Annotated in this window: 22 protein-coding genes; 10 read left to right on the forward strand and 12 right to left on the reverse strand. The window is 75.7% G+C overall.

What is annotated here, in order from left to right:
- Positions 1-86: 86 nt before the first annotated feature.
- Positions 87-929 carry an MOSC domain-containing protein gene (locus ACGFZL_RS10430; protein WP_393690452.1) on the reverse strand — a complete coding sequence of 281 codons (843 nt, stop codon included), beginning with the start codon at positions 927-929 and terminating at the stop codon, positions 87-89.
- Between the two features lie 43 nt (positions 930-972).
- Entirely contained in the window at positions 973-1,449 is a 477-nt protein-coding gene (locus ACGFZL_RS10435; RefSeq protein WP_393690453.1) for a DUF6643 family protein, read from the reverse strand.
- Positions 1,450-1,698: 249 nt separating this feature from the next.
- Here ACGFZL_RS10435 and ACGFZL_RS10440 point away from each other — a divergent pair, with 249 nt between their 5' ends.
- The gene (locus ACGFZL_RS10440) at positions 1,699-3,039 is read left to right on the forward strand and encodes a TerD family protein (RefSeq protein WP_393690611.1); all 1,341 of its coding nucleotides are present in this window, start codon (positions 1,699-1,701) and stop codon (positions 3,037-3,039) included.
- Positions 3,040-3,058: 19 nt separating this feature from the next.
- Here the strand turns inward: ACGFZL_RS10440 and ACGFZL_RS10445 are convergent, their stop codons facing one another.
- Positions 3,059-4,270 carry a glycosyltransferase gene (locus ACGFZL_RS10445; RefSeq protein ID WP_393690454.1) on the reverse strand — a complete coding sequence of 404 codons (1,212 nt, stop codon included), beginning with the start codon at positions 4,268-4,270 and terminating at the stop codon, positions 3,059-3,061.
- 39 nt (positions 4,271-4,309) lie between these two features.
- Between ACGFZL_RS10445 and ACGFZL_RS10450 the strand changes: the two genes are divergently transcribed.
- The 6 genes from ACGFZL_RS10450 (at position 4,310) to ACGFZL_RS10475 (ending at position 10,922) form a co-directional block, all read left to right on the forward strand.
- Positions 4,310-5,095: an aspartate/glutamate racemase family protein gene (locus ACGFZL_RS10450; RefSeq protein ID WP_355169016.1), complete on the forward strand. Its 786-nt coding sequence runs from the start codon at positions 4,310-4,312 to the stop codon at positions 5,093-5,095.
- A 76-nt stretch (positions 5,096-5,171) separates the two neighbouring features.
- The gene (locus tag ACGFZL_RS10455) at positions 5,172-5,714 is read left to right on the forward strand and encodes a hypothetical protein (protein ID WP_355169014.1); all 543 of its coding nucleotides are present in this window, start codon (positions 5,172-5,174) and stop codon (positions 5,712-5,714) included.
- A gap of 111 nt (positions 5,715-5,825) precedes the next feature.
- Positions 5,826-7,433 (forward strand): apolipoprotein N-acyltransferase, encoded by a 1,608-nt coding sequence (gene lnt / locus ACGFZL_RS10460; protein WP_393690455.1) that lies wholly within the window; start codon positions 5,826-5,828, stop codon positions 7,431-7,433.
- 10 nt (positions 7,434-7,443) lie between these two features.
- Complete coding sequence (locus ACGFZL_RS10465) at positions 7,444-7,923, forward strand: NUDIX domain-containing protein (protein WP_355169010.1); 480 nt, start codon at positions 7,444-7,446, stop codon at positions 7,921-7,923.
- A gap of 79 nt (positions 7,924-8,002) precedes the next feature.
- Positions 8,003-8,803 (forward strand): 3-hydroxybutyrate dehydrogenase, encoded by an 801-nt coding sequence (locus ACGFZL_RS10470; protein WP_355169008.1) that lies wholly within the window; start codon positions 8,003-8,005, stop codon positions 8,801-8,803.
- 157 nt (positions 8,804-8,960) lie between these two features.
- A complete protein-coding gene (locus ACGFZL_RS10475; protein WP_393690456.1) occupies positions 8,961-10,922 on the forward strand; it encodes a helix-turn-helix domain-containing protein in 1,962 nt (653 codons plus the stop codon).
- Positions 10,923-10,970: 48 nt separating this feature from the next.
- Here the strand turns inward: ACGFZL_RS10475 and ACGFZL_RS10480 are convergent, their stop codons facing one another.
- Positions 10,971-12,356 (reverse strand): MFS transporter, encoded by a 1,386-nt coding sequence (locus ACGFZL_RS10480; protein ID WP_393690457.1) that lies wholly within the window; start codon positions 12,354-12,356, stop codon positions 10,971-10,973.
- A 219-nt stretch (positions 12,357-12,575) separates the two neighbouring features.
- Here ACGFZL_RS10480 and ACGFZL_RS10485 point away from each other — a divergent pair, with 219 nt between their 5' ends.
- From ACGFZL_RS10485 to ACGFZL_RS10495, 3 genes are read left to right on the forward strand one after another with little or no spacing between them, the layout of a single operon-like run.
- The gene (locus ACGFZL_RS10485) at positions 12,576-13,115 is read left to right on the forward strand and encodes a hypothetical protein (protein WP_393690458.1); all 540 of its coding nucleotides are present in this window, start codon (positions 12,576-12,578) and stop codon (positions 13,113-13,115) included.
- Between the two features lie 20 nt (positions 13,116-13,135).
- Complete coding sequence (locus ACGFZL_RS10490) at positions 13,136-14,326, forward strand: sensor histidine kinase (protein ID WP_393690459.1); 1,191 nt, start codon at positions 13,136-13,138, stop codon at positions 14,324-14,326.
- Positions 14,319-14,996 (forward strand): response regulator, encoded by a 678-nt coding sequence (locus ACGFZL_RS10495; RefSeq protein WP_393690460.1) that lies wholly within the window; start codon positions 14,319-14,321, stop codon positions 14,994-14,996. Before ACGFZL_RS10490 ends, ACGFZL_RS10495 begins: the two co-directional genes overlap by 8 nt.
- Positions 14,997-15,021: 25 nt before the next feature.
- On the opposite strand, the gene ACGFZL_RS10500 is transcribed toward ACGFZL_RS10495, so the two are convergent.
- The 8 genes from ACGFZL_RS10500 to ACGFZL_RS10535 are packed head-to-tail and all read right to left on the reverse strand — an operon-like array spanning position 15,022 to position 22,554.
- On the reverse strand, positions 15,022-15,570 hold the full coding sequence (locus tag ACGFZL_RS10500) for a flavin reductase family protein (protein ID WP_355168996.1): 549 nt from the start codon (positions 15,568-15,570) through the stop codon (positions 15,022-15,024).
- Positions 15,571-15,581: 11 nt separating this feature from the next.
- Positions 15,582-16,799 carry an ATP-grasp domain-containing protein gene (locus tag ACGFZL_RS10505; protein ID WP_393690461.1) on the reverse strand — a complete coding sequence of 406 codons (1,218 nt, stop codon included), beginning with the start codon at positions 16,797-16,799 and terminating at the stop codon, positions 15,582-15,584.
- Positions 16,796-18,406, reverse strand: coding sequence for an AMP-binding protein (locus ACGFZL_RS10510; protein WP_393690462.1), 1,611 nt, complete (start codon positions 18,404-18,406; stop codon positions 16,796-16,798). The genes ACGFZL_RS10505 and ACGFZL_RS10510 overlap by 4 nt, the downstream gene beginning before the upstream one ends.
- Positions 18,403-19,302 (reverse strand): hypothetical protein, encoded by a 900-nt coding sequence (locus tag ACGFZL_RS10515; RefSeq protein WP_393690463.1) that lies wholly within the window; start codon positions 19,300-19,302, stop codon positions 18,403-18,405. The genes ACGFZL_RS10510 and ACGFZL_RS10515 overlap by 4 nt, the downstream gene beginning before the upstream one ends.
- Positions 19,292-19,996, reverse strand: a complete 705-nt coding sequence (locus ACGFZL_RS10520) for a 4'-phosphopantetheinyl transferase family protein (protein ID WP_393690464.1) — start codon at positions 19,994-19,996, stop codon at positions 19,292-19,294. The genes ACGFZL_RS10515 and ACGFZL_RS10520 overlap by 11 nt, the downstream gene beginning before the upstream one ends.
- The gene (locus ACGFZL_RS10525; RefSeq protein ID WP_393690465.1) at positions 19,993-21,105 is read right to left on the reverse strand and encodes an acyl-CoA dehydrogenase family protein; all 1,113 of its coding nucleotides are present in this window, start codon (positions 21,103-21,105) and stop codon (positions 19,993-19,995) included. Before ACGFZL_RS10525 ends, ACGFZL_RS10520 begins: the two co-directional genes overlap by 4 nt.
- Entirely contained in the window at positions 21,098-22,309 is a 1,212-nt protein-coding gene (locus ACGFZL_RS10530; protein WP_393690466.1) for an acyl-CoA dehydrogenase family protein, read from the reverse strand. Before ACGFZL_RS10530 ends, ACGFZL_RS10525 begins: the two co-directional genes overlap by 8 nt.
- Positions 22,306-22,554 (reverse strand): phosphopantetheine-binding protein, encoded by a 249-nt coding sequence (locus tag ACGFZL_RS10535; protein WP_355168982.1) that lies wholly within the window; start codon positions 22,552-22,554, stop codon positions 22,306-22,308. Before ACGFZL_RS10535 ends, ACGFZL_RS10530 begins: the two co-directional genes overlap by 4 nt.

Consider the following 22,554-nt stretch of genomic DNA (forward strand, 5'->3'; position numbering starts at 1 on the left):
CGCCCGGGACGCGGAGCCCGCGCACGGCTCACCGGATCAACGCGCGGGCCGCGGGGACGGTTCCCGCGATCCGCGGGCGGAGCGCGTCACTCGAGGACGCGCACCGGATCGCCGACGCGGACGGTGCCGGCGGCGACCGGCACCAGATTCTGCCCGAAGACCAGCCGCCCCTCGATCAGCCGGTGCCGGCCGAGGCTGTACAGGGGTTCCTTGCCCCGCGCCGCGGTCACCTGGTCGGTGGTGGTCACCACGCACCGCCCGCACGGCTTGGCCACCCGGAACACCGCCTCCCCGACGGCCAACCGCGTCCAGCCGTCCTCCGCCCACGCCTCGGAGCCGGTGACCACCAGGTTGGGCCGGAAGCGGTCCATGGGCAGCGGGCCCTCGGCGGCGTGCGGGCCGTGCGCGATCAGCGAGTTGAGGGCCTCCAGGGAGGCCGTCGAGGTGAGCAGCAGCGGGTAGCCGTCGGCGAAGGTGACGGTCTCGCCGGGCAGCGCGAACTCCGGGTCGACGGCCCGGCGCGTGGCGGGTTCGTCCAGGTACACCAGCCGCACGTCCGCCCCGACATGGGCGCTGCACCAGGCGTGCGCGGCCGGGTCCTCGGCCGGGACGGCCTCCAGCTTGTCGCGGAAGATCTGCACCGGCACGGTCGCGCCCGGGCCGCTGCCCGCGGGGCGCGGCGGCGCCACCGTCAGCGGCTCGAGACCGGGCGCGGACAGCCGGACGCCGCCGCCGGGCACGAGCTCGGCGGCGGCCAGGGTCAGGCGGGGCTGCTGGCGCTGGGTGACGACCTTCCCCCAGGCGTCGACCAGCATCCAGCGGCGGTCCCCCACCAGCCCCCACGGCTCCACCACGGCCTCACCGGGCGCCAGGCCGGTGAGGGCCTTGACCGGGTGGACGTGGATCGACAGCAGTCGCGTGTTCCCCATGGCGCCATCCTGCCAGGCGGCGCCGACGGGCCCGCGGGGCGGCTCAGTAGCCGCGGTACTGCTGGTTGCCGTACGGGTCCTGGTACGGCGCGGCCGGGGCCGGCCGGGGGGCGGCGGGGCGCATCGCCTCGTAGCCCGCCGGCACCGGCGCCGCCGGACGCGGCTGCTGGTACTGCTGCTGCGGGAACTGCTGCTGGTACTGGGGCTGCTGCGGCCCCGGGTAGCCGCGCGGCGCGCTCGCCTGCTGCGGGATGTACGCCGCGGGCGCGTGCTGGAGCGGCGCGGGCTGCGGCATCTGCTGCGGGTACCCGTAGGACGGCTGGACGGGACCGGCCGGGAGGGCGGGCAGCGCCGACGGCAGCGCGGGCAGGTGGCTGCTCGGCGCGTCGTACGCGGCGGGGACCCGGATCGGGGCGATCTGCGGGGTGCCTCGCTCGGCCACGAGCGAGTCGTAGATCGGGGTGTCCGGGAAGGAGGCGGAGTAGTAGCCGCCGCCATAGGAGGAGCGGGGGGAGGTCATGGCACATAAGTTAAGCCCACGATGTGCTGGTTGGGGAGACCGATAAGAGGGTTGTTTTACGCCTCGGTAGCGCCCGGCGATACATCAATGCGAGCGAACTCGGTGAAAAGGGGCGCCAAAAGCCGCGATCTTGAGGTAAAGGACGCGTTACCGGCGGTCCACCAGCACGGCGGCTAGGTTGGGCGCGGACAGTCGACGCAGGACCGGGACCGGCCCGGCGCGCGCACACCCGAGGGGGCGGACATGTCAATGTCGAAGGGGTCGAACACCCAGGTGCCGACGGCGGCACTGCGGGTCGAACTGGGCTGGCGGTCCGGCCCCGGCGTGCCCGACGCGGACGCCTCCGCGCTGCTCCTGGTCGGCGGGAAGGTCCGCTCCGACGCGGACTTCGTCTTCTACAACCAGCCCGCGCACTCCTCCGGCGCCGTCCGCCACGAGGGCAAGCGGGACGCCGGCGGCCGGGTCACCGACAGCGTCCTGGTCGACCTCGCGCGCGTGGAGCCCGCGATCGAGACGGTGATCGTGGCCGCCTCCTCCGACGGCGGATCCTTCGGGCAGGTACCGGAGTTGTACATCGAGGTCCGGGACGCGGCCTCGAACACCGTCGTGGCCCGCTTCGACAACCCCGGCGCGAGCGTCGAGACGGCCTTCGTGCTCGGCGAGTTCTACCGCCGCCAGGGCGCCTGGAAGTTCCGGGCCGTCGGCCAGGGCTACGGCAGCGGCCTGGAGGGCCTCGCCACGGACTACGGCATCACCGTGGACGAGCCGCAGCAGGCACAGGCCCCCGCACCGCTCGCCCCGCCGCCCCCGCCGGCGGCGCCCCCGGCCCCGGCGCCCACGTACGGCGCCCCGGCACCGACCTATGGCGCCCCGCCCCAGCAGCCCTACGGCGCCCCCGCCCCCGCGCAGCCCTACGGCGCCCCGCAGCAGCCCCCCGCCCCCGCCCAGCCGGTGAACCTCACCAAGGTGACGCTGACCAAGGCGGCCCCGGCGGTGTCGCTGACCAAGCAGGGCGGCACCTCGGGCGCCATGCGCGTGAACCTCAACTGGGAGGTCCGCAAGCAGTTCTCGGGCTGGGGCCGCAAGCTGGGCCGCTCGGTCGCCATGCACAACGACCTCGACCTCGACCTGTGCTGCCTGTACGAGCTGAGCGACGGCAGCAAGGGCGTCGTCCAGGCCCTCGGCAACGCCTTCGGCGCGCTGCACCAGCCGCCCTTCATCCACCTCGACGGCGACGACCGCACCGGCGCCGTGTCGAGCGGCGAGAACCTCACCATCAACCTCGACCAGCAGCGCCACTTCCGGCGCATTCTCGTCTTCGTCACCATCTACGAGGGCGCCCGCTCCTTCGCCGACCTGCACGCCACGGTCACCCTCCAGCCCCAGTACGGCGCCGCCGTCGACTTCTCCCTGGACGAGTGCACGGTGCCCTCCACGGTGTGCGCCCTCGCGCTGATCACCAACACCGGCGACGACCTGGTCGTCCAGCGCGAGGCCCGCTACCTGGTGCCCGAGCGCGGCGTCAGCCCGCAGCGCACCGTCGACTACGCCTACGGCTGGGGCATGAACTGGACCCCGGGGCGCAAGTGACCGGCGCCCGGGCGGGCGCTCAGCCCTCCTCGGGCACGGCCTCGGGGAGGGCGTCCGGACGGGCGTAGGTGCGGCCCTTCCAGGCCGCGCCGCGCCCCCGGTAGTGCTGCACCGCCGAGTCGACCGTCATCCCCAGGTACAGCGACGCGGTGAACGGCAGCAGCGGGGCGAGCCACAGCGGCTGCCGGTAGTAGCGCAGCAGCGGCGCGTACGTCCCGGCCATCACCAGCCAGGCGGCGCCCCCGAGAAGCGCCGTCGCCGCGTTTCCGGTGACCGCGCCCACGGCCACCGCGAGCGGCGGCACCAGGTAGACCAGCACAAGACCCGCCACGGTCCCGGCGAGGAGCAGCGGCTGGTGCCGCAGCTGCGCGTAGGCGCTGCGCGAGACCATCCGCCACAGGTCGCCGAGCCGGGGATAGGGGCGCACGCTGTCCACCCGGTCGGCGAGACCCAGCCAGACCCGCCCGCCGCCGCCCTTGACCGCGCGGGCGAGCGCCACGTCGTCGATCACCGCGTGCCGGATGGCGTCCGGGATCCGGGCCCGCTCGGCGGCCCGCGTCCGCAGCAGCACGCAGCCGCCGGCCGCGGCAGCCGTCCGGCCCCGGCGGGCGATCCACCGGAAGGGGTAGAGCTGCGCGAAGAAGTACACGAAGGCGGGCACCACGAGCCGCTCCCAGCCGCTCTCCACCCGCAGCCTGGCCATCTGCGAGACGACGTCGAAGCCGCCGGGCCCGGCCGCCGCGACCAGCCGGCGCAGGCTGTCGGGGGCGTGTGCGATGTCCGCGTCCGTCAGCAGCAGGAACTCGGGCTCCCGCGCGCGTGCCAGCGCCATGCCGTGCCGCACTGCCCACAGCTTGCCGGTCCAGCCGGCGGGCGGCTCCCCGGGCGAGGCCACGGTGAGCGGCAGGCCCGCCGCCCGCCGGGCCAGCTCGCGGGCCAGTTCCCCGGTGCCGTCCGTGCTGCCGTCGTCGATCAGGAAGACCTCCGCCCGGCCCGGATAGTCCTGCGCGAGCAGCGACGGCAGGCTCGCCGGCAGCACCGCAGCCTCGTCGCGGGCCGGCACGACGACGCACACGGACGGCCACTGAGCCGGCTCCGCCGCGGGTGGCAGCCGGACGTCCGTACGCCAGAAGAAGCCCTGGGCCAGCAGCAGCCACAGCCAGGCGGCGAGGGACACGGCGGATACGGCGGTGGTCCACACATCGGCGCTCACGTGCGCAGTCTGCCCCACCGCCCGGGCCGGGCAGGGCCCATCGACTATGGTGGCCGGGTGAAGATCGCGCTCATGGACTCCGGAATCGGCCTCCTGGCGGCCACCGCCGCGGTGCGACGGCTGCGACCGGACGCCGATCTCGTGCTCTCCCTCGACCCCGACGGCATGCCCTGGGGCCCGCGCACCCCCGAGGACCTCACCGGGCGCGCCCTGGTCGTCGCCGAGGCCGCGGCAGCGCTCCGTCCCGACGCCCTGATCGTCGGCTGCAACACCGCCACCGTGCACGCGCTGCCCGCGCTGCGCGCCGCGTTCGAACCGGAGCTGCCGGTCATCGGCACCGTCCCGGCGATCAAGCCCGCCGCGGCCGGCGGCGGCCCGGTGGCCATCTGGGCGACGCCCGCCACCACCGGCAGCCTCTACCAGCGCAACCTCATCGCCGAGTTCGGCGGCGGCGCGCCCATCACCGAGGTGCCCTGCCCGGGACTCGCCGAGGCCGTCGAGCACGCCGACGCCGCGGCGATCGACGCCGCCGTCGCCGCGGCCGCCGCGCTCACCCCGGACGACACGACCACCGTCGTCCTCGGCTGCACCCACTACGAGCTGGTCGCCGAGCGCATCCGTGCCGCCGTACAGCGCCCCGGCCGCCCGCGTCTCGTCCTGCACGGCTCCGCCGGCGCGGTCGCCGCCCAGGCGCTGCGCCGGATCGGCTCCGCGCCCGAGCCGGCGGCCCCGGCCACCGGCACCCTCACCGTGCTGCTGAGCGGTCGCGAGGGCCCGCTGCCCGCCACCGCGCCGGCCTACGCGGAGGGCCGGCTGCTGCGCGCGGTCACGCCCGCCCGCTGAACCCCCGCGCCCGGTCGGCCCAGTCACCCCGCGCGACGAGGCACCCGCGCTGCGGAATCTGAGTAACCTCAATGCCATGAGGCATCGCCCCGGCGAGAACGCCCCCCTGCCGTACATCTGGACCGGCCGCGCCACCAACCGGGTCCAGTGGCTGCTGGCGCTGGCCGGCGCCGCCTGCCTGGCGCTCGGCATCGCGCTGGCCGTCGACTCCGGCTGGGAGTCCGGTATCGCGCCGCTGGCCATGGCGGTCGTCGGCTGCATCGCGGCCGGGCTGCTCGTCCTCTTCGGCACCCTGGCCTTCGTGCACGTCGCGCTGCGCGTCGACCAGGACTGCCTGGAGGTGCGCTGCGGCCACATCGGACTGCCGCGGCGCCGCATCCCCTTCACCGACGTGGTCGCCGCCGAGTTCGCCCCGCTGGTCACGCCCCGGCACTGGGGCGGCTGGGGGTACCGCTGGCGGCCCGAGAAGGGCACCGCGGTCGTCGTGCGGCGCGGGGAGGGCGTGGTGCTGCGGCTGTGGGACGGCCACACCTTCACCATCACCGTGGACGACGCCGAGGCGGCGGTCCGGGTGATCACGGACCGCCTGCGCCCGAGGACGCCCGGCCCCGCGCACTGACGGGAGCCGCGGAGGGACCGGTTCCGCCGCGCCCGGCCGGGCCCGCCCCATCGCCCGCGCCCCCGCCGCCCGCGCTGTGAACGGCGAAGACACCCGCCGTACACTCCGTGGGTGACCGTCACCGCCACCACCGTGGACGAGCCGGACCGGCTGGAGCCGCGGACTGCGCGCCCGTCCCGGATCCCCGCCCGGCTCCAGCGCCTCCTGCCGGCCCTCTGCTCCGCGCTCTGCGGCGTGTTGCTCTACCTCAGCTTCCCGCCGCGCCCCCTGTGGTGGCTGGCGCTGCCCGCCTTCGCCGGCTTCGGCGGCCTGCTGCGCGGCCGGAGCTGGAAGGCGGGCCTCGGCCTCGGCTACCTCTTCGGCGCCGGCTTCCTGCTGCCGCTCCTGGTGTGGACGGGTGTGGAGGTCGGGCCGGGCCCCTGGCTGGCCCTCGCCCTGATCGAGGCGGTCTTCGTCGCGCTGGTCGGCGCGGGCGCGGCGGCCGTGTCCCGGCTCCCGGCCTGGCCGGTGTGGGCGGCGGCGCTGTGGAGCGCCGGCGAGGCGGCACGCGCGCGGGTGCCGTTCGACGGCTTCCCTTGGGGCAAGGTCGCCTTCGGGCAGGCCGACGGCGTGTTCCTGCCGCTCGCCGCCGTCGGCGGCACCCCGGTGCTCGGCTTCGCGGTCGTCCTGTGCGGCTTCGGCCTGTACGAGGCCGTGCGCCTGGCCGTACGCGCCCGCCGCGGGCACGCCGTCACCAGGGGCGCGGCGGTGGCCGCCCTGCTCGCCCTGGCCGCCCCCCTGGTGGCCGCCGTGGCCGCCCGGCCGCTGGTCAGCGACGCGGCCGAGGACGGCACCGCCACCGTCGCCGTGATCCAGGGCAACGTGCCGCGCGCCGGCTTGGACTTCAACGCCCAGCGCCGGGCCGTGCTCGACCACCACGCGCGCGAGACGGAGCGGCTGGCCGCCGAGGTGCGGGCCGGGAAAGTGGCCCGACCCGACCTCGTCCTGTGGCCGGAGAACTCCTCCGACATCGACCCCTTCGCCAACCCCGACGCCTACGCCGTCATCGACCACGCCGCCAAGGCGATCGGGGCGCCCGTCTCGGTCGGCGCCGTGGTGGACCGCGACGGCAAGATGTTCAACGAGCAGATCCTCTGGGACCCGGCCAAGGGCCCCGTGGACAGCTACGACAAGCGGCAGATCCAGCCGTTCGGCGAGTACCTCCCGCTGCGCCCGCTCATCCACGCCATCAACGACGAGTGGACCTCCATGGTCCGCCAGGACTTCAGCCGCGGCACCGAACCGGGCGTGTTCACCATGGCCGGCGCCCGCGTCGGCCTGGTCACCTGCTACGAGGCGGCCTTCGACTGGGCGGTGCGCTCGGAGGTCACCGACGGCGCCCAGCTGATCTCGGTGCCCAGCAACAACGCGACCTTCGACCGCAGCGAGATGACCTACCAGCAGCTCGCCATGTCCCGCGTCCGCGCCGTCGAGCACAGCCGGACCGTCACCGTGCCGGTGACCAGCGGCGTCAGCGCGATGATCATGCCCGACGGGCGGATCACCCAGAAGACCGGCATGTTCGTCGCGGACTCCCTCGTGCAGAAGGTCCCGCTGCGCTCCTCCGAGACCCCCGCCACCCGCCTCGGCGTCGCGCCCGAGATCGCCCTGGTGCTGGTCGCCGCCGGCGGGCTCGGCTGGGCCGTCGGTGCCGGAGTACGCGCGAGGCGAGCCCGTTAGGGTCGGGCGCATGGCTACTCCCGACTTCATCCACGCGGTACGCGCGTCCGCCGGCCGACAGCTGCTGTGGCTCCCCGGGGTCACCGCCATCGTCTTCGACGACGACGGCAGAGTGCTCCTCGGCCGGCGGTCCGACACCGGGCGCTGGTCGGTGATCGGCGGCATCCCGGACCCGGGGGAGCAGCCCGCCGCCTGCGCGGTGCGCGAGGTGGAGGAGGAGACCGCAGTGCGGTGCGTGGCCGAGCGGGTGGTGCTCGTCCAGGCGCTCGATCCGGTCACCTACCCCAACGGTGACATCTGCCAGTTCATGGACATCACCGTGCGCTGCCGGGCGGTGGGGGGCGAGGCCCGGGTCAACGACGACGAGTCGCTGGAGGTCGGCTGGTTCCCGGTGGACGCGCTGCCCGACCTCCAGGACTTCGCGGTGTTCCGGATCAAGCAGGCCATGGCCGACGGCCCCACGTGGTTCGACCCCAAGGAAACACCCTGAAGTCGACCCCACGAAAACGCCCTGAAGTATGGGGCGTGCCCACATGGGGTGAGGGATGGGCACTGCCTAGGGTCGGGACATGACCTCCCCCAGCGTCCTCCCGGCCCCCCACGCCTCGCCCCTCGACCTCGCCGGCCGCACCGCCCTCGTCACCGGCGCCGCCGGCGGCATCGGCCGCGCCTGCGCGCTGCGGCTGGCCGCGGCCGGGGCCGAGGTGCGGGCCGTCGACCGGGACGCCGAGGGGCTCGACGCCCTCGCCGAAGGGGCCCGGGGCCTGGCCGGCGCGGTGGACCTCCAGGTCCTGGACCTGACCGACCTGGACGCCGCCGAACGCGCCGCCGCGGGCACGGACGTCCTGGTGAACAACGCCGGGATCCAACTGGTGCGACCGCTGGAGGAGTTCCCGCCGGACGTCTTCCACACCGTCCTCACCGTGATGCTGGAGGCGCCCTTCCGCCTCATCCGCGGCGCCCTGCCGCACATGTACGGGCAGGGCTGGGGCCGGATCGTCAACATCTCCTCCGTGCACGGACTGCGTGCCTCCGCCTACAAGTCGGCCTACGTCGCCGCCAAGCACGGTCTGGAGGGGCTGTCGAAGACCGCCGCTCTCGAAGGCGCCGCCCACGGTGTCACCTCCAACTGCGTGAACCCCGCGTATGTGCGCACCCCGCTGGTGGAGCGGCAGATCACCGACCAGGCCAGGGCGCACGGCGTCCCCGAGGAGCAGGTGCTCTCCGAGGTGCTGCTCGGGGACAGCGCCCTGCGGCGGCTCATCGAGCCGGAGGAGGTCGCCGAGGCCGTGGCCTACCTCTGCGGCCCGCACGCCTCCTTCGTCACCGGCACCTCACTGGTCCTCGACGGCGGCTGGACGGCGCACTGAACGCCAGGGGCGGGGTGGGCGTCCAGGGGTTCGGCGGTCGCCGTCCGGTTGTCCGCTGGTCCGGCGGCCGCGGGACGGTTGTCCGCAGGTCCGGCGGTCGCGGGACGGTTGTCCACAGGGCTGCCGGGCCGGGACCGGGATGAGCGATCCTGTGACCATGCCCCGCGACCACGCGCAGCCCGCCGCGCGCCCCGCCCCGCACGCCGACGAGCCCGGCGGCCCCGACGCCCCGGCCCCGCCCGGCGTCGAGACGCCGTTCCTGGAGCTGCTCGCCCGCGGCGCGTCCGCCGACGCCTACGAGCAGCCGGTGCTGCTGGCCCGCGCCGAGGGCGCACCGGCCGGGCGGGTCGCCACGCTGGAGCGGGCCAAGGGACTCGCGCTGCGCGTCCGCTCCGATCTGGAGGACCGGCGCCGCCGGGAGGCCGAGCTGTCCGCGCTGTTCGAGACGGCGCACGATCTCGCCGGGCTGCGCGACCTGGACGCCGTGCTGCGCGCCATCGTGCAGCGGGCCCGCTCGCTGCTCGGCACCGACGTGGCCTACCTCAGCCTCAACGACCCGGCCCGCGGCGACACCTACATGCGCGTCACCGAGGGCTCGGTCGCGGCCCGCTTCCAGCAGCTCCGACTCGGCATGGGGGAGGGGCTCGGCGGTCTCGTCGCGCAGACGGCCCGCCCCTATGTCACCGACGACTACTTCGCGGACGCCCGCTTCCAGCACACCCGCGCCATCGACGCGGGCGTGCGGGACGAGGGGCTCGTCGCCATCCTCGGCGTCCCGCTCACCCTCGGCCACCACGTCATCGGCGTGCTCTTCGCCGCCGACCGGCGGGCCCGGGTCTTCGAGCGCGAGCAGATCGCCCTGCTCGGCTCCTTCGCCGCCCTCGCCGCCGCCGCCCTGGACGCCGCGAACCTGCTCGCCGAGACCCGCTCCGCGCTGGCCGGCCTTGAGCATGCCAACGAGATCATCCGCGACCGCAGCGGAGTGATCGAGCGGGCCTCCGACATCCACGACCGGCTCACCGAACTGGTGCTGCGCGGCGGCGGCGTGCACGACGTGGCCGCGGCCGTCTCCGAGGTCCTGGCCGCCACCGTCGACTTCACCGAGTCCGCCGCCGCACCCGCCCTCGAGGAGTCCCGCGCCGAGGGGCACGCGGTGCGGCACGGGGACGACTGGATCGCGGCCGTCGCCGCGGGCGGCGAACAGCTCGGCGCCCTGGTGCTGCGCGACCACCCCGGGCTCGACCCCGTCGACCAGCTCGTCCTGGAGCGCGCCGCGATGGTCACCTCCCTGCTGCTGCTCGCCCGGCGCTCCGCCGCCGAGGCCGAACAGCGGGTGCGCGGCGAACTGCTCGACGACCTCCTGGACGCCCGGGACCGCGACCCCCGCCTGCTGCGCGACCGCGCCCGGCGGCTGGACGCCGACCTCGACGCCACCCACGTGGTGCTCGCCGCCCGCATCGACGCCCCCGCGCCCGACGCCGGGCAGGAGGCGGACGCGCGCCGCCGCCTGTGGTCCGCCGCCTCCCACCTGGCGGCGACCCGGCAGGGCCTGGCCGCCGCCCGGGACGGCGGCACCGTCCTGCTGCTGCCCCTCGCCGAGGGCGACGCGGCCACCGAGCTGGCCCGCCGCACCGCCCTGCACCTGGGCACCGCCGTCCACGAGGCGGTCACGGTCGGCGCCTCCGCCCCGCTCACCCACCTCACCGGCCGGCCCGACGCGGTCGCCGCCGCCTACACGGAGGCCGGGCGCTGCCTGGACGCCCTGCGCCTGCTCGGCCGCCGCGGGGACGGCGCCGCCGCCGAGGACTTCGGGTTCCTCGGCCTCCTGCTCGCCGGGGAGCGGGACGTGACCGGCTTCGTCCGGCGCACGGTCGGCGAGGTGGTCGCCTACGACGAGCGGCGCGGCACGGACCTGCTGCGCACCCTGGACGCCTACTTCGCCTGCGGGATGAGCCCCGCGCGCACCAAGGACGCGCTGCACGTCCACGTGAACACCGTCGCCCAGCGCCTCGAACGCGTCGGCCGCCTCCTCGGCGCGGACTGGCAGAGCCCGGCCCGCGCCCTGGAGATACAACTGGCCCTGAGACTGCACCGCCTGTCGGCCCCCGCACCCCGCTGACCCCCGCACGCCCCGGGGCGCACGGGGGCCGGCACCGGCCCGGCCCGCTCAGACGGTGGTCCGCGCGTCCTTCGCCGCCGGGGCCGCCGACGCGTCCCGGGGCCCGTCCCCGCCCGCGACCGCGTCGAGATCACGGTGCCGGGTCTCCCGGGCCACGCCCACCGCGACCAGGGTCAGCACGGCCGCGCCGATGACGTACAGGGCGATCGGCGTGGAGCTGTCGTACTCGGACAGCAGCGCGGTGGCGATCAGCGGGGCCGGCGCGCCCGCCGCGACCGAGGCGAACTGGGCGCCGATGGAGGCACCGGAGTAGCGCATCCGGGTCGCGAACATCTCGGAGAAGAAGGCGGCCTGCGGCGCGTACATCGCGCCGTGCAGCACCAGGCCCACCGTCACCGCCAGGATCAGCGGGCCGAAGCCGCCGGTGTCGGTCAGCCGGAAGAACGGGAACATCCACAGGGCCACCCCGGCCGCGCCCAGCAGGTACACGGGCCGGCGGCCGACCCGGTCCGACAGCGCGCCCCAGGCGGGGATGACGGCGAAGTGCACCGCCGAGCCGATCAGCACCGCGTTCAGCGCGGTCTGCTTGGAGACGTCGGCCGAGGTGGTGGCGTAGACGAGGATGAAGGCGGTGATGACGTAGTAGCTGATGTTCTCCGCCATCCGCGCGCCCATCGCGATCAGCACGTCGCGCCAGTGGTGCCGCAGCACGGAGACCAGCGGCAGCGGCTCGGCCTCCTCCGACGTCCGGGCCTCGGCCCGCGCCAGCGCCTGCCGGAAGACGGGCGACTCGTCCACGGAGAGCCGGATCCACAGGCCGACGACCACCAGCACCCCGGAGAGCAGGAACGGAATCCGCCAGCCCCAGCTCTCGAAGGCGGCGTCCGAGAGCACGGCCGTCAGCAGGGAGAGCACCCCGGTCGCCAGCAACTGCCCGGCCGGCGCCCCGGTCTGCGGCCAGGAGGCCCAGAACCCGCGCCGCCGCGCGTCCCCGTGCTCGGACACCAGCAGCACCGCACCGCCCCACTCACCGCCCAGCGCGAAGCCCTGCACCAGCCGCAGCACGGTCAGCAGCACGGGAGCGGCCGTGCCGACGGTCGCGTGCGTCGGCAGCAGCCCGATCGCGAAGGTCGCGCCGCCCATCAGCAGCAGGCTCAGCACGAGCAGCCTCTTCCGCCCGAGCCGGTCGCCGAAGTGCCCGAAGACCAGCGCCCCCAACGGGCGCGCGGCGAACCCGACGGCGTAGGTCAGGAAGGACAGCAGCGTGCCGACCAGCGGGTCGGAGCCCGGGAAGAACAGCTTGTTGAACACGAGCGCGGCGGCCGACCCGTAGAGGAAGAAGTCGTACCACTCGATGGTCGTGCCGATGAGCGAGGCGGCGACGATGCGCTTGAGGTTCGACGGGGCGGGCGGGGAGGTTGCGGGCGACGACATCGGCACCACTTCCTGGCGTTCGGCGGGGACGTTTGGGTGTCGCCATACCGTAGGAACGGGCAGGTGAGCGGCGTATGTGGTGGGGCACCATAGTTCTGGCCGCCGGGGAGCGCGCGAACACCATGAGCGGCCCGCTCCGCGCGCGTCCGTCGGATCTCCACCCACCGGTCCACCCCTGGGTCCAGGTGCGAGAACGCCTTCCGCAGCAGGCTTTGGGACATGACATCGACCGAGTGGATCACCGACATCGCCCTCGTCCTCGTCGTCTTCCGGCAACTGCGGGAAGGTCGCCTGGACCTGAAGACCTTCGTCGTCCCGCTGGCCATCGTGGCCTTCGTGGCCCGCCAGTACCTGCACTCGGTGCCGACCGGCGGCAACGACCTGGTCCTGATCGGCACGCTGATGGCCGTCGGCGCCGCACTCGGCATCGCCGGCGGGGTCTTCACCCGGATCCGGGTGTCCGGGGAACACCTCCTGATCAAGGCCGGCGCCGTCTCCGCCGCGCTCTGGGTGGCGGGCATGGGGGCCCGCATGGCGTTCCAGCTGTGGACCGAGCACGGAGGCGGCGACGACGTCGCCCGCTTCAGCCTCACCCACCACATCACCGGCGGCCAGGCCTGGGTGGCCGCGTTCGTCCTGATGGCGCTGACGGAGGTCGTGACCCGGCTGGCCACCATCTTCCTCCGCGGCCGGCGGGTGGCGGCCGGCCGGCACCCCGCGGCCACCGGCCTCGTCCCGAGCGTCGAGCGGGGCGTCTGACGGTGGGCTATGGTCACGCCGTGGCAGCGCCCGCACGACGTCCGGACCCCGCCCCCTCACCGGGGGCCGGGCACCCGGCGGCCCTCCGCCGGGACCCCCGCACGCACTGGGTCGTGACCCTGGTCGTGATCGCGTGCTCCTTCGCGACGGTCCGGCCGCTGGGGGTCACCGGGCAGGGTCTGGCCGTCGCCGTGCTGCTCGTCCTGTGCTCGGCGGCGCTGCTGTCCCGGCACCTGTCCGACGACCGGCTGCCGCCCCGGCGGGCCCTCCTGGTCCTGGCGTCGGGCCTCGTCGCCTCGGTCGCGCTCATCGGAGCCGGCCGGTCCGGCTCCAGCTACCTCTTCGCGTACTTCCTCGTCGGGCACATCGGCTACCGCTTCCCCCTCCGGCTCTCGCTCCCGCTGGCCGCCGCGACCGGTCTGCTGTGCGCTGCGGTGCTCCACTTCCACCTCGGCCCGGGGCACACCCTCCTGCCCTGGGGACTGGGACTCGCCTCGGGCCTGCCCGTGGTGGCGGGCATCCTCGGCCGCAGCAGGCAGCGCGCCGTGGACGCGGTGATCGCGGCGGCGGAATCCTCCGAGCGCGCGGCACGGGCCGAGGCGGAGGCCGCCGCACTGACCGAGCGCGGCCGGATCGCCCGGGACGTGCACGACGTCCTGGCCCACTCGCTCGCCGGGATCAACATGCAGCTGGAACTCGCCGACGCCCTGCTGGACACCGGCGACCTGGACCGGATCCGCGAGGCGAACCGCACGGCGCACGCCCTGGTCAAGGAGAGCCTCCGGCAGGCGCAGTGGACCGTGCACGCCCTGCGGGAGGACTCCCTGCCGCTGGTCGAGACCCTGGCCGCGCTGCTCGAGTCGTCCGGCCTCGGCAACACCCTCACGGTCTCCGGCGCCGTGCGGGAGCTGCCGGCCCGCACGACGCAGGCCCTGCTGCGGATCGCGCAGGAGGCGGTGACCAACGTCGGCCGCCACGCCCCCGGAGCCCAGGTGACGGTGGAGCTGGCCCACGCCGGGACGACGACCCGCCTGAGCGTCCGCAACGGGCCCGGCACCCGCGAAGCGGCTCCCGGGACCGGCAGCGGGATGGGACTGATCGGCATGCGCGAACGGGTCGCCCTGCTGGGCGGCACCGTCACGGTGGGCCCGCTCACCGAAGGACCGGACACCGGCGGCTGGCACGTGGAGGCGGAGATCCCCGATGAGTGACGCGACGAGTGACCAGGACGGGACCACCCAGCGGCTGAGGGTCGTCGTCGCCGACGACCAGGCCGCCGTGCGGGAGCCCCTCGCGGCGGTCCTCGCGCTGTCGCCCGGCATCGACGTGGTCGCCGCCGCGGCCGACGGCGACCAGGTACTGGCCGCCGCGGCGTCCGGACCGGTGGACGTGGTCCTGATGGACCTGCGCATGCCGCGGACGGACGGGATCGAGGCGACCCGCCGGCTGGCGGCGGAGCACCCCGGCGTGGCGGTGGTCGTGCTGACCACCTACGCCGACGACGACTCCGTCCTGGCCGCCCTGGGCGCCGGCGCCCGCGGCTACCTGACCAAGAACGCCGGCCGCGAGGACATCGTGCGCGCCATCCGCGCGGCCGGCGCCGGCCAGTCCGTCCTCGACCGCGAGGTCCAGGACCGGCTGCTGGCGGCCCTGCGCACCACCGCGCCGGGGATCCCCTCGGCACTGCCCGAGGACATCACCCCACGCGAACGCGAAGTGCTCGCCCTCATCGGCCGGGGCCTGCCCAACCGCGCCATCGCCGAGCACCTCTTCATCAGCGAGGCCACGGTGAAGACGCACATCAACAACCTCTTCGCCAAGGCGGGCATCAGGGACCGCGCCGACGCCGTCCGCCGCGCCATCGCCGCCGGTCTGGCCTGACCCGGTCAGCCCCGCCCGCAGCGCGTCACGCGTCCGGGACGAGCGGATGGGCGCGGTGGCGGTGGAGCACCAGGGGGCCGGCGTCCGTGTCGTGGGACGCCTCGACGGGGCTGCCCACCAGCAGCGTGTGGTCGCCCACCTCGACGGCCCGTTCGAGGGTGCAGGTGAACACGGCGGCCGAGTGGGCGAGCACGGGCTGGCCGTCCCGGACGGAGTGCGCGACCCCGTCGAAGCGCCGCAGGGCGTCGCCCCGGGCGAAGCGCCGGTAGAGGTCGCGCTGCTCCCAGGAGACGACGTTGACGGCGAAGCCGCCGGTGCGCAGGGCGTGCAGCAGGGTGCGGCTGGTGTTCGCGAGCGACACGAGCAGCAGGGGCGGCTCCGCGGAGAGCGAGATGACGGAGTTGACCGTGCAGCCCAGCGGCCCGTCCGGACTCTGCGTCGTGATGATGCTGACGCCGCTGGGGAGATGGGTCATGGCGGCGCAGAAGGCGTCCCGCTCGACGCGCGGCCGGGCGAGGGGCTCGGTGCCGGCGGCCGGCGGCAGGGGTGGGGCGATGGGGGCGGGCAGGCTCATCGGGGGACTCCTCAGGAGGCGGGAAGCAGCGGGGGCGGCGCGGCGGACGCGGGGTCGGACAGCGGGCGGAGCACCGGGTTCAGGGCCTCCTCCACGGCGCGCACGCGCGCGTGGAGTTCGTCGCGGGTGTCGGCGCCGACGACGACGTGGCCGGGGCGTTCGTGACTGTGCTGCCAGACCGGGAGGTGGTCGCCGGGGCGCGCGTGCACCTCCAGCTCCACCACGCCGTCGAGACCGCGGCAGCGGTCCGGATCGGTGAGGCCGGCGAGGACGGCGTCCTCCCAGGGGAAGTAGTGGACGGCCGCGTGGGCGAAACGGGGCAGCGGCTCCTCGGCGGCGGCCACGCCGGGCAGCACCGAGCGGACGGCCAGCTCGTACTGGTCGAGCCCGGTGACCAGCCGGGTCAGCAGCGGGATCCGGTCACCGCCGGCCCGGGTGTGCGTCTCGATCACGTGGACGCGGCCGTCCTCGATCTTGACCTCGGTGTGCGTGGCGCCCCGGTCGACACCGAGGGCGTCCAGGCAGCGGCGCACCTGCTCCTCGACGCGGGCGCGCACCCGCGGGTCAAGGGGCGCGGGGCTCTCGTGGCCGGTCTCGATGAAGCGCGGACGTCCGCTGGTGCGCTTGGCGGTCACGCCGAGGACGCGGTGGCCGTCCGGTCCTGAGACCGCCTCCACGCTGTACTCGGGGCCGCTGACGAACCGCTCCCAGAGCAGGCCGCGCAGCTCGTCGCGGCCGGCCAGGTGGTCGGCGGGACCGGCCAGGTAGCGCACACCGCGGCTGCCGGCGCCCCGGACGGGCTTGGCGATGAGCGGGAAGTCGTCCGGGTCAGGTTCGTCCTCGCCGACGATGCCGAAGGCGGGGCCGGGGCAGGTGGCCTGCAGCGCCCGGCGCATGACGAGCTTGTCCCGGGTGCGCAGCACGGCGCCCACCGACACCGACGGCAGCGCGAGCGCCTCGGAGAGCAGCGCGGCCGGGAGCAGGCCGAACTCCGTGAAGGAGAGCACCGCGGCGGTGTCGCGCGGCAGCGGGACCTCGAGCAGCGAGGTCGGATCGTCGCGGTAGGGGACGCGGTGGACGGCGAGGACGCCCGGTCCCGCCTGCGGCAGCGGCTCGCTGGGGTCGACGATCCAGAGGAAGGGGACGCCCAGACGGGTCAGGGTGGCGTGGCCCTCGGCGGGGCGGGCGCCGACGAGGACGACGGGCGGGTGGGGGTGGTGTCTCGTCATCGGAGCTCCTTGACCGGGGCCACTGCGGGGGCGTCGTGCAGCTGGGCGGTGAGGGCGGCCCGGTCCGTCTTGCCATTGCCGTTCAGGGGGAGTTCGGACCTCACGTGCAGGAAGGCGGGGACCATGTACGAGGGCAGCCGGCCGCGGAGCGCGGCGAGCAGCACGTCGGGGTCCGGACCGGTGCCGGTGCACACGGCGTGCAGTTCGGTGCCGCCGTGGGTGGTGGGCAGGGCGAGGACCACGGCGTCGTGCACGTCCGGGTGGTCGCGCAACGCCGACTCGATCTCCCCGAGTTCGACCCGGTAGCCGTCGACCTTCACCTGGTGGTCGAGGCGGCCGAGGTGGAGGTACCCGTGCGGGTCGGCCGGGCGGACCCGGTCGCCGGTGCGGTACCACATGCGGGCCGGAACCGCGGTCGCCGGACCGGCGTCGGGGCCGCCCGTCGGGGGAGTGGCGCCGGCGGGGTCGGCGGGGCGGTCGCCATCCAGGTCCCAGAAGCGTCCGGCGTTGTCGGCCGGGTCCAGGTAGCCCGGGAAGCGCTGGGGCCCCCGGACGCACAGCTCGCCCTCCTCGGCCGGCCGTCCCGCGGCGTCCAGGACGCGGTGCTCCAGGTGCGGGTAGACATGGCCGATCGGCACGGTCCCGTTGGCGGTCGCGGGCCAGTCGGCCGGGTCGGTGGAGAGGCCGAACTCCGAGCAGGTGATGGTCAGTTCGGTCGGACCGTAGAAGTTCTCCAGCCGCGACGCCGGTGCCGCCGCCTGCCATGCCCGGGCCTGCTGGAGGGTGAGCGGCTCCCCCGCGAAGAGGCTGTGCCGCAGGCCCGGCATGGCGCCGGGGCGCAGCGCCCGCATCCGGCGGGCGAAGGAGATCACCGACGGGACGGAGCACCAGTGGGTGAGGCGGCGGTCGTTCACGAACCGCACCGGCGCCAGGATCTCGTCGCGGCTCGGGACGACCAGCGTCGCACCGCCGCCCCACGCGGTGAACATGTCGAACACCGAGACGTCGAAGGTGAGGTCGAAGGTCTGGGAGAGCCGGGAGCCGGGCCCGACCTCGTAGCGCTCGATGACGTGGGCGAGGTAGGGGGCCACGTTGCCGTGCAGGACCGGCACCCCCTTGGGGGCACCGGTGCTGCCGGACGTGAACAGGATGTAGGCGGGCGCCCCCGGCTCCCCGGGGCGCGGCTCCGCCCCGGCGGGCGCGTCGGTGGCCGCGTCGGCCAGGTCGAGCAGCGGCACGGGCATCCCGTCCGCCTCCCCGGTCCCGTCGGTCAGCACCAGGTCGAGCCCGGCACGCCGGGCGACGGTGGCGTTGCGGGCCGCGGGCCAGGCGGTGTTGAGGGGAACCGCCGTGGCGCCGAGCCGCTGGACGGCCAGGTAGCCGGCGTACGTGGCGGGCCGCCGGCCGGCCAGCAGACCGACGCGGCGGGGCCCGTCGGGGCAGGCCCGCAGGATGCCGGCCGCCACCCGGGCGCTGTACTCGTCCAGCTCCCGGTAGGTCAGCGTCTGCCCGCCGGCCTCCAGGGCGACGGCCTCGGGCCGGCGCTCGGCCGACGCCGCGAACCACGCGTGCAGGGTGCCGGGGTGGTCCCCGGTGCGGGTGGTCACCAGGCCACCCGCGCGGTCGCGGCGGCGGGCTGGTGGATGATCACGTCGAACGGGCCGAGCGCGCTGAGGATGCGGTCGAAGGCGGTGCGCACCAGCGAGGCGCGGGGCCTGCCGCGGGCCGCCGACTGGGCGGCGTAGCGCAGCGAACGGGACAGCTCGCCCCACGCGGCGGCGGTCGCCGGCTCGGCGCGGTGCAGGTACTGGTGGTGGCGTGCCGCCGCCCAGAGGTCCTCGGCGTAGCGGACCTGGGCCTCCGGGTCGGACGGCAGCAGGTCGCGCAGGAGGGTGAGCGAGGCGGCGGTGCCCCGCACCCAGTCGCCCGGGCGCGGGTCGAAGCGGCCGGCGCCGTGCTCCAGCCAGCGGTGGTTCCCCGGGTCCGGCACCCAGGCCGCGCCGCCGCCGAGGGCGTACACGTCACGCTGGTGCAGCACCGGGTCCAGACCCGGCAGCGGGGCGAGCAGCGCGCGCAGTCCGGCCTCGTCGACCCAGCCGCGGTGCGGCTCCTGGTGGCCCTCGGGCAGCAGCGCGTCGAAGTCGTCGACCACCAGCCAGCGGTCGTCGTCGCGGGCGGCGAGCCGCAGCCAGTGCGGCACGTCCCGCACCAGGTACGACGGACTCCACGGCAGGTTCCGGCAGTTGGCGACGGCGAGGACGTCGCCCCGGCGGGCGAACTCGCCCCGCAGGGCGGACAGGGCGTCCTCCCAGCGCCGCGCGCCGCGGTAGCCGAAGTCGGGGGCCACCCGTTCGTGGTGACTGAAGGCCAGGGACCCGCCGAGACCGTCGCGGCGGACGGAGAGCGTGAAGCCCTCCGCCAGCCGCTGCTCCGCGGCGGGGTCGGTCAGGTGGAGGTGTTCCTTGAGGTTGGTGGTGTAGCAGCTCAGGGCGTCAGCGGGCACGGAGGTCTCCAAACGCGCAGCTCACGGGGTGGACGCTGAGGTGACGCAGGGCGATCCAGGTGAGATCGCCCTGGGTGCCGGTGCGGGGCCGCACCGGGATGTCGAGGGACCAGGGGCGGCCGGCGATACCGGTGCCGTCGGCCTTCACGCAGGCCTCCTGCACGGTCCACACCCAGGCGAACTCCAGGGCGCGGCGGCCGGCCGGCAACCGGGCCAGGTCCGCGGTGCGTTCGCGCAGGCAGCGGCGGGCCAGACCGGGGGACGGGCCGGGGCCGTGCGGCAGCTGGACATCCACGCCGACCCGCCGGCCGGGAGCCACGGCGGCGGCGACGAGGTCACCGCCCGCGGCGTCGTCCGCGCCGTCGTGGGAGAGGCTGACGCCGACGCCGTCCAGTCCCGCCAGCACGGGCCGGCCGTGCGGACCGGCGGCCAGCGGGACGTCCTCGGCGCCGGGGCGGACCTCGGCGAGCAGGGCGCGCAACAGCCCCCGGGCGGCGAGGGACTGGCGGCGCTGCCACGGCGGCCGTCCGCCGACGTCCGCCAGGTCGGCGGGGTGGGTGCTGGGGGCCGCCGACCGTGCCCAGGCGACCCACACGCCCGGCGCCGCCTCGACGGTGACGGGTCCGGCCGGCGCGGCGGGCGTCGGAGCGGGGGCCGCCGGTGGGAGGCCGGCCGGAGCCGCGGTGGTCGTCACGACGCCGCCCCCAGGGGCCTGGAGAGCACCTGCTCCGCCTGGTCGGCGACGGCGGCGAGCACGGTCTCGGTGCTGCCGCCCGCGATGCCGAACAGCGCGGCCTCCGCCCGCCGGTGCTGCATGCCCGCGTGGGCGAAGCCGTCGGCGCCGCACAGGTGGGCGCAGACGTCGAGGACATGGTCGGCCGTCTCCCCGGCGGACGCCTTCACCAGCGCGGCAGCGGTGTGGTCGTGCTCGGCGGCGACGGCGGGGCCCAGTGCCTCGACGAGCGCCTCCAGTTGGCGGGTGCGGACCAGGGCGGCGGCCAGCCGCTGGCGGATCGCGGGCCGCTCCCACAGGCCGCGGGCCGCCAGCCGGTCCCGGGTGTCGGCCAGGGCCCGGCGGCAGGCGGCCGCCGCCCACATGCCGCCGGCGAGGCGCTCCACCGCGATGTGCCGGGCGAACAGGGCGAGTCCGCGCCCCGCGCCGCCCACCGGCCCGCCCCCGAGCACCGGCACGCCGGCCAGGTGGAGGTGCCCGGTGCCCGACCCCGCGAAGTAGGGTCCCGGCGCCGCCTCGACGCGAACCCCGGGGTCGTCGGCCGGCACGAGGTACCAGGTGAAGTTGGTGAAGTGCGGGCCGGGACGGCGGCGGGCCAGGACGAGCAGCAGGTCGGCGTGGGCCGCGTTGGTGATCCACCGCTTGGTGCCGTGCAGCACCGTGCCGCCGGCCGTCTCCTCGGCGTGCGTCGACAGGGCGGTGAGGTCGGAGCCGGGGCCGCTGTCGGTGGCGGCCAGGGCCACGACCGACCGGCCGTGGAGCATCCGCCGGGCGACCTCCGCCGCGGCCGGCCCGCGCCGGCCCGCCTCCGCGAGCAGCGGCAGCACGGTCGCGGCCTGGACGCAGACGGACAGCAGCGGCCCGGTGCCCTCCGCCGCCTCGGCGCGGGCGATCAGGTCGCGCAGCCGGCCGGGCACGACGCCGTGCTCGGGCGCCCCGTCCCGGTAGATCCCGCGCAGGGCGCCCTCGGAGCCCAGGCGCGCCCACAGCTCGGCTCCCGAGCCGGACTCCGCAGGCCCCGGCAGTCCTGGTCCCGCCTCGGAGTCCACTGCCTCCAGGACCTCAGGCAAGGCGCACCTCCGCGTCGAGGAGGGTCAGCTTGCCGTCGGCCAGCAGCAGCCGGTCGTTGCTGAAGTTGAGGCTCGCCGACCGCAGGTCGCGCAGGGCGCGCTCCAGCGCGACGGGCGAGTCCCGCAGATAGCCGTGGCGCAGCCCGACCGTGTCCACCAGTTCCTGCACCGCCGTGTGGCACTGCTCGGACGCGGTCACCTTCAGGCCGTTGACCAGCAGTTGGACGCGCGGCCGTGACACGTCTTCCCGCTCGACCACGTCCAGGGTGTGGTCGAGCAGCGCGGCGACGGCCTCCAGGCGGTGCCGCACCCGGGCCAGCCGGGTGAGCAGCAGCTCGGAGTCCAGGTCGGCGCCGCCGCGGGTCCGGCCGGAGCGGAGCATGCGCACGGTGCGGGCCAGCGCCCCCTCGGCGGTGCCCAGCCAGGAGGCGCTCCAGCCGAGGTGGGCGAGGGGGCCGAAGGTGTGCGCGACGATGTCGCGGAAGCGGCCGTGCTCGCCCACGACCTGGTGGCCGGGCACCGTGCCGCGCAGGTGGAGCGCGCCGCTGTGGCTGGCCCGCATGCCGTGCGGGTCCCAGCCGCCGGCGGCGGCCACCTCCAGCTGGTCCCGGTCGGCGTAGACCAGCGAGACGTCCTGCTCGTTCCCGGAGCCCGGACTGCGCATGGTGACGAGGAAGCCGTCGGCGTGCGCGCCGCCGGTGACGATCGGCGCGAAGCGGTCCATGACCAGGTGGCCCGCGCGCTCCTCCAGGGGCGCGCAGGCGCTGAGCAGCGCGCCGCCCTTGCCGGCCTCCGTGGTCACCGACGCCAGGTAGACCTCGCCCGCCCCGATCCGGGGCAGCAGCTCGGCGCGCAGCGGGCCGTCGGCGTGCCGCACCACCGCCGCCACCTGCTGGCAGTGCATCGCGAAGACCATGGCGAGCGACATGTCCTCCCGGCCCAGCCGCCGGGTGGCGGTCAGCACGTCGCCCAGGCCGCCGCCGAGTCCGCCCTCGGCGGCCGGCACCAGCAGGCCGAGCAGCCGGGTGCGGCGCAGCGCCTGAAGGGCCTCCGCCGGGAACACGGCCTCGGTGTCGGTGCGGCGCGCGTGCTCGGCGGTGACCGCGGCCACCTCCTCGACCAGCGGCGCGAGCGGGGCGCCGGCCCCGCCCCGGTCGTCGCCGGCGGCGACGACCGGGGCGGGCGCGGAGACGGTGGCGGTCACGCCGCGACCTCGGCGGTGCGCGCGGCCTCCACGGCCCGCCACAGCGAACCGGCGGTGGCGAAGGTCGACTCGTTGAGGTCGTCGTCGGGCAGCGAGATGTCCATCTCGTCCTCGATCGCGAACAGCAGGTCGACCGACTTCATGGAGTCGAGGCCCAGGTCGCGCAGCGGGGTGTCCTCGGTCAGCGGCTGCTCCTGGAGGCGGGGCAGGTGGTCACGGAGCAGGTTCTCGAACACGGCGTCCAT

This window comes from Streptomyces sp. NPDC048182, from assembly GCF_043202555.1.
GTDB lineage: Bacteria > Actinomycetota > Actinomycetes > Streptomycetales > Streptomycetaceae > Streptomyces.

Coding starts and splice junctions, on each gene's coding strand:
- ACGFZL_RS10480 (WP_393690457.1), bottom strand. CDS start 12,356: ATGTCGTCGCCCGCAACCTCCCCGCCCGCCCCGTCGAACCTCAAGCGC.
- ACGFZL_RS10470 (WP_355169008.1), top strand. CDS start 8,003: ATGACCTCCCCCAGCGTCCTCCCGGCCCCCCACGCCTCGCCCCTCGAC.
- ACGFZL_RS10535 (WP_355168982.1), bottom strand. CDS start 22,554: ATGGACGCCGTGTTCGAGAACCTGCTCCGTGACCACCTGCCCCGCCTC.
- ACGFZL_RS10505 (WP_393690461.1), bottom strand. CDS start 16,799: ATGACGAGACACCACCCCCACCCGCCCGTCGTCCTCGTCGGCGCCCGC.
- ACGFZL_RS10465 (WP_355169010.1), top strand. CDS start 7,444: ATGGCTACTCCCGACTTCATCCACGCGGTACGCGCGTCCGCCGGCCGA.
- ACGFZL_RS10495 (WP_393690460.1), top strand. CDS start 14,319: ATGAGTGACGCGACGAGTGACCAGGACGGGACCACCCAGCGGCTGAGG.
- ACGFZL_RS10430 (WP_393690452.1), bottom strand. CDS start 929: ATGGGGAACACGCGACTGCTGTCGATCCACGTCCACCCGGTCAAGGCC.
- ACGFZL_RS10455 (WP_355169014.1), top strand. CDS start 5,172: ATGAGGCATCGCCCCGGCGAGAACGCCCCCCTGCCGTACATCTGGACC.
- ACGFZL_RS10435 (WP_393690453.1), bottom strand. CDS start 1,449: ATGACCTCCCCCCGCTCCTCCTATGGCGGCGGCTACTACTCCGCCTCC.
- ACGFZL_RS10440 (WP_393690611.1), top strand. CDS start 1,699: ATGTCGAAGGGGTCGAACACCCAGGTGCCGACGGCGGCACTGCGGGTC.
- ACGFZL_RS10485 (WP_393690458.1), top strand. CDS start 12,576: ATGACATCGACCGAGTGGATCACCGACATCGCCCTCGTCCTCGTCGTC.
- ACGFZL_RS10475 (WP_393690456.1), top strand. CDS start 8,961: ATGCCCCGCGACCACGCGCAGCCCGCCGCGCGCCCCGCCCCGCACGCC.
- ACGFZL_RS10500 (WP_355168996.1), bottom strand. CDS start 15,570: ATGAGCCTGCCCGCCCCCATCGCCCCACCCCTGCCGCCGGCCGCCGGC.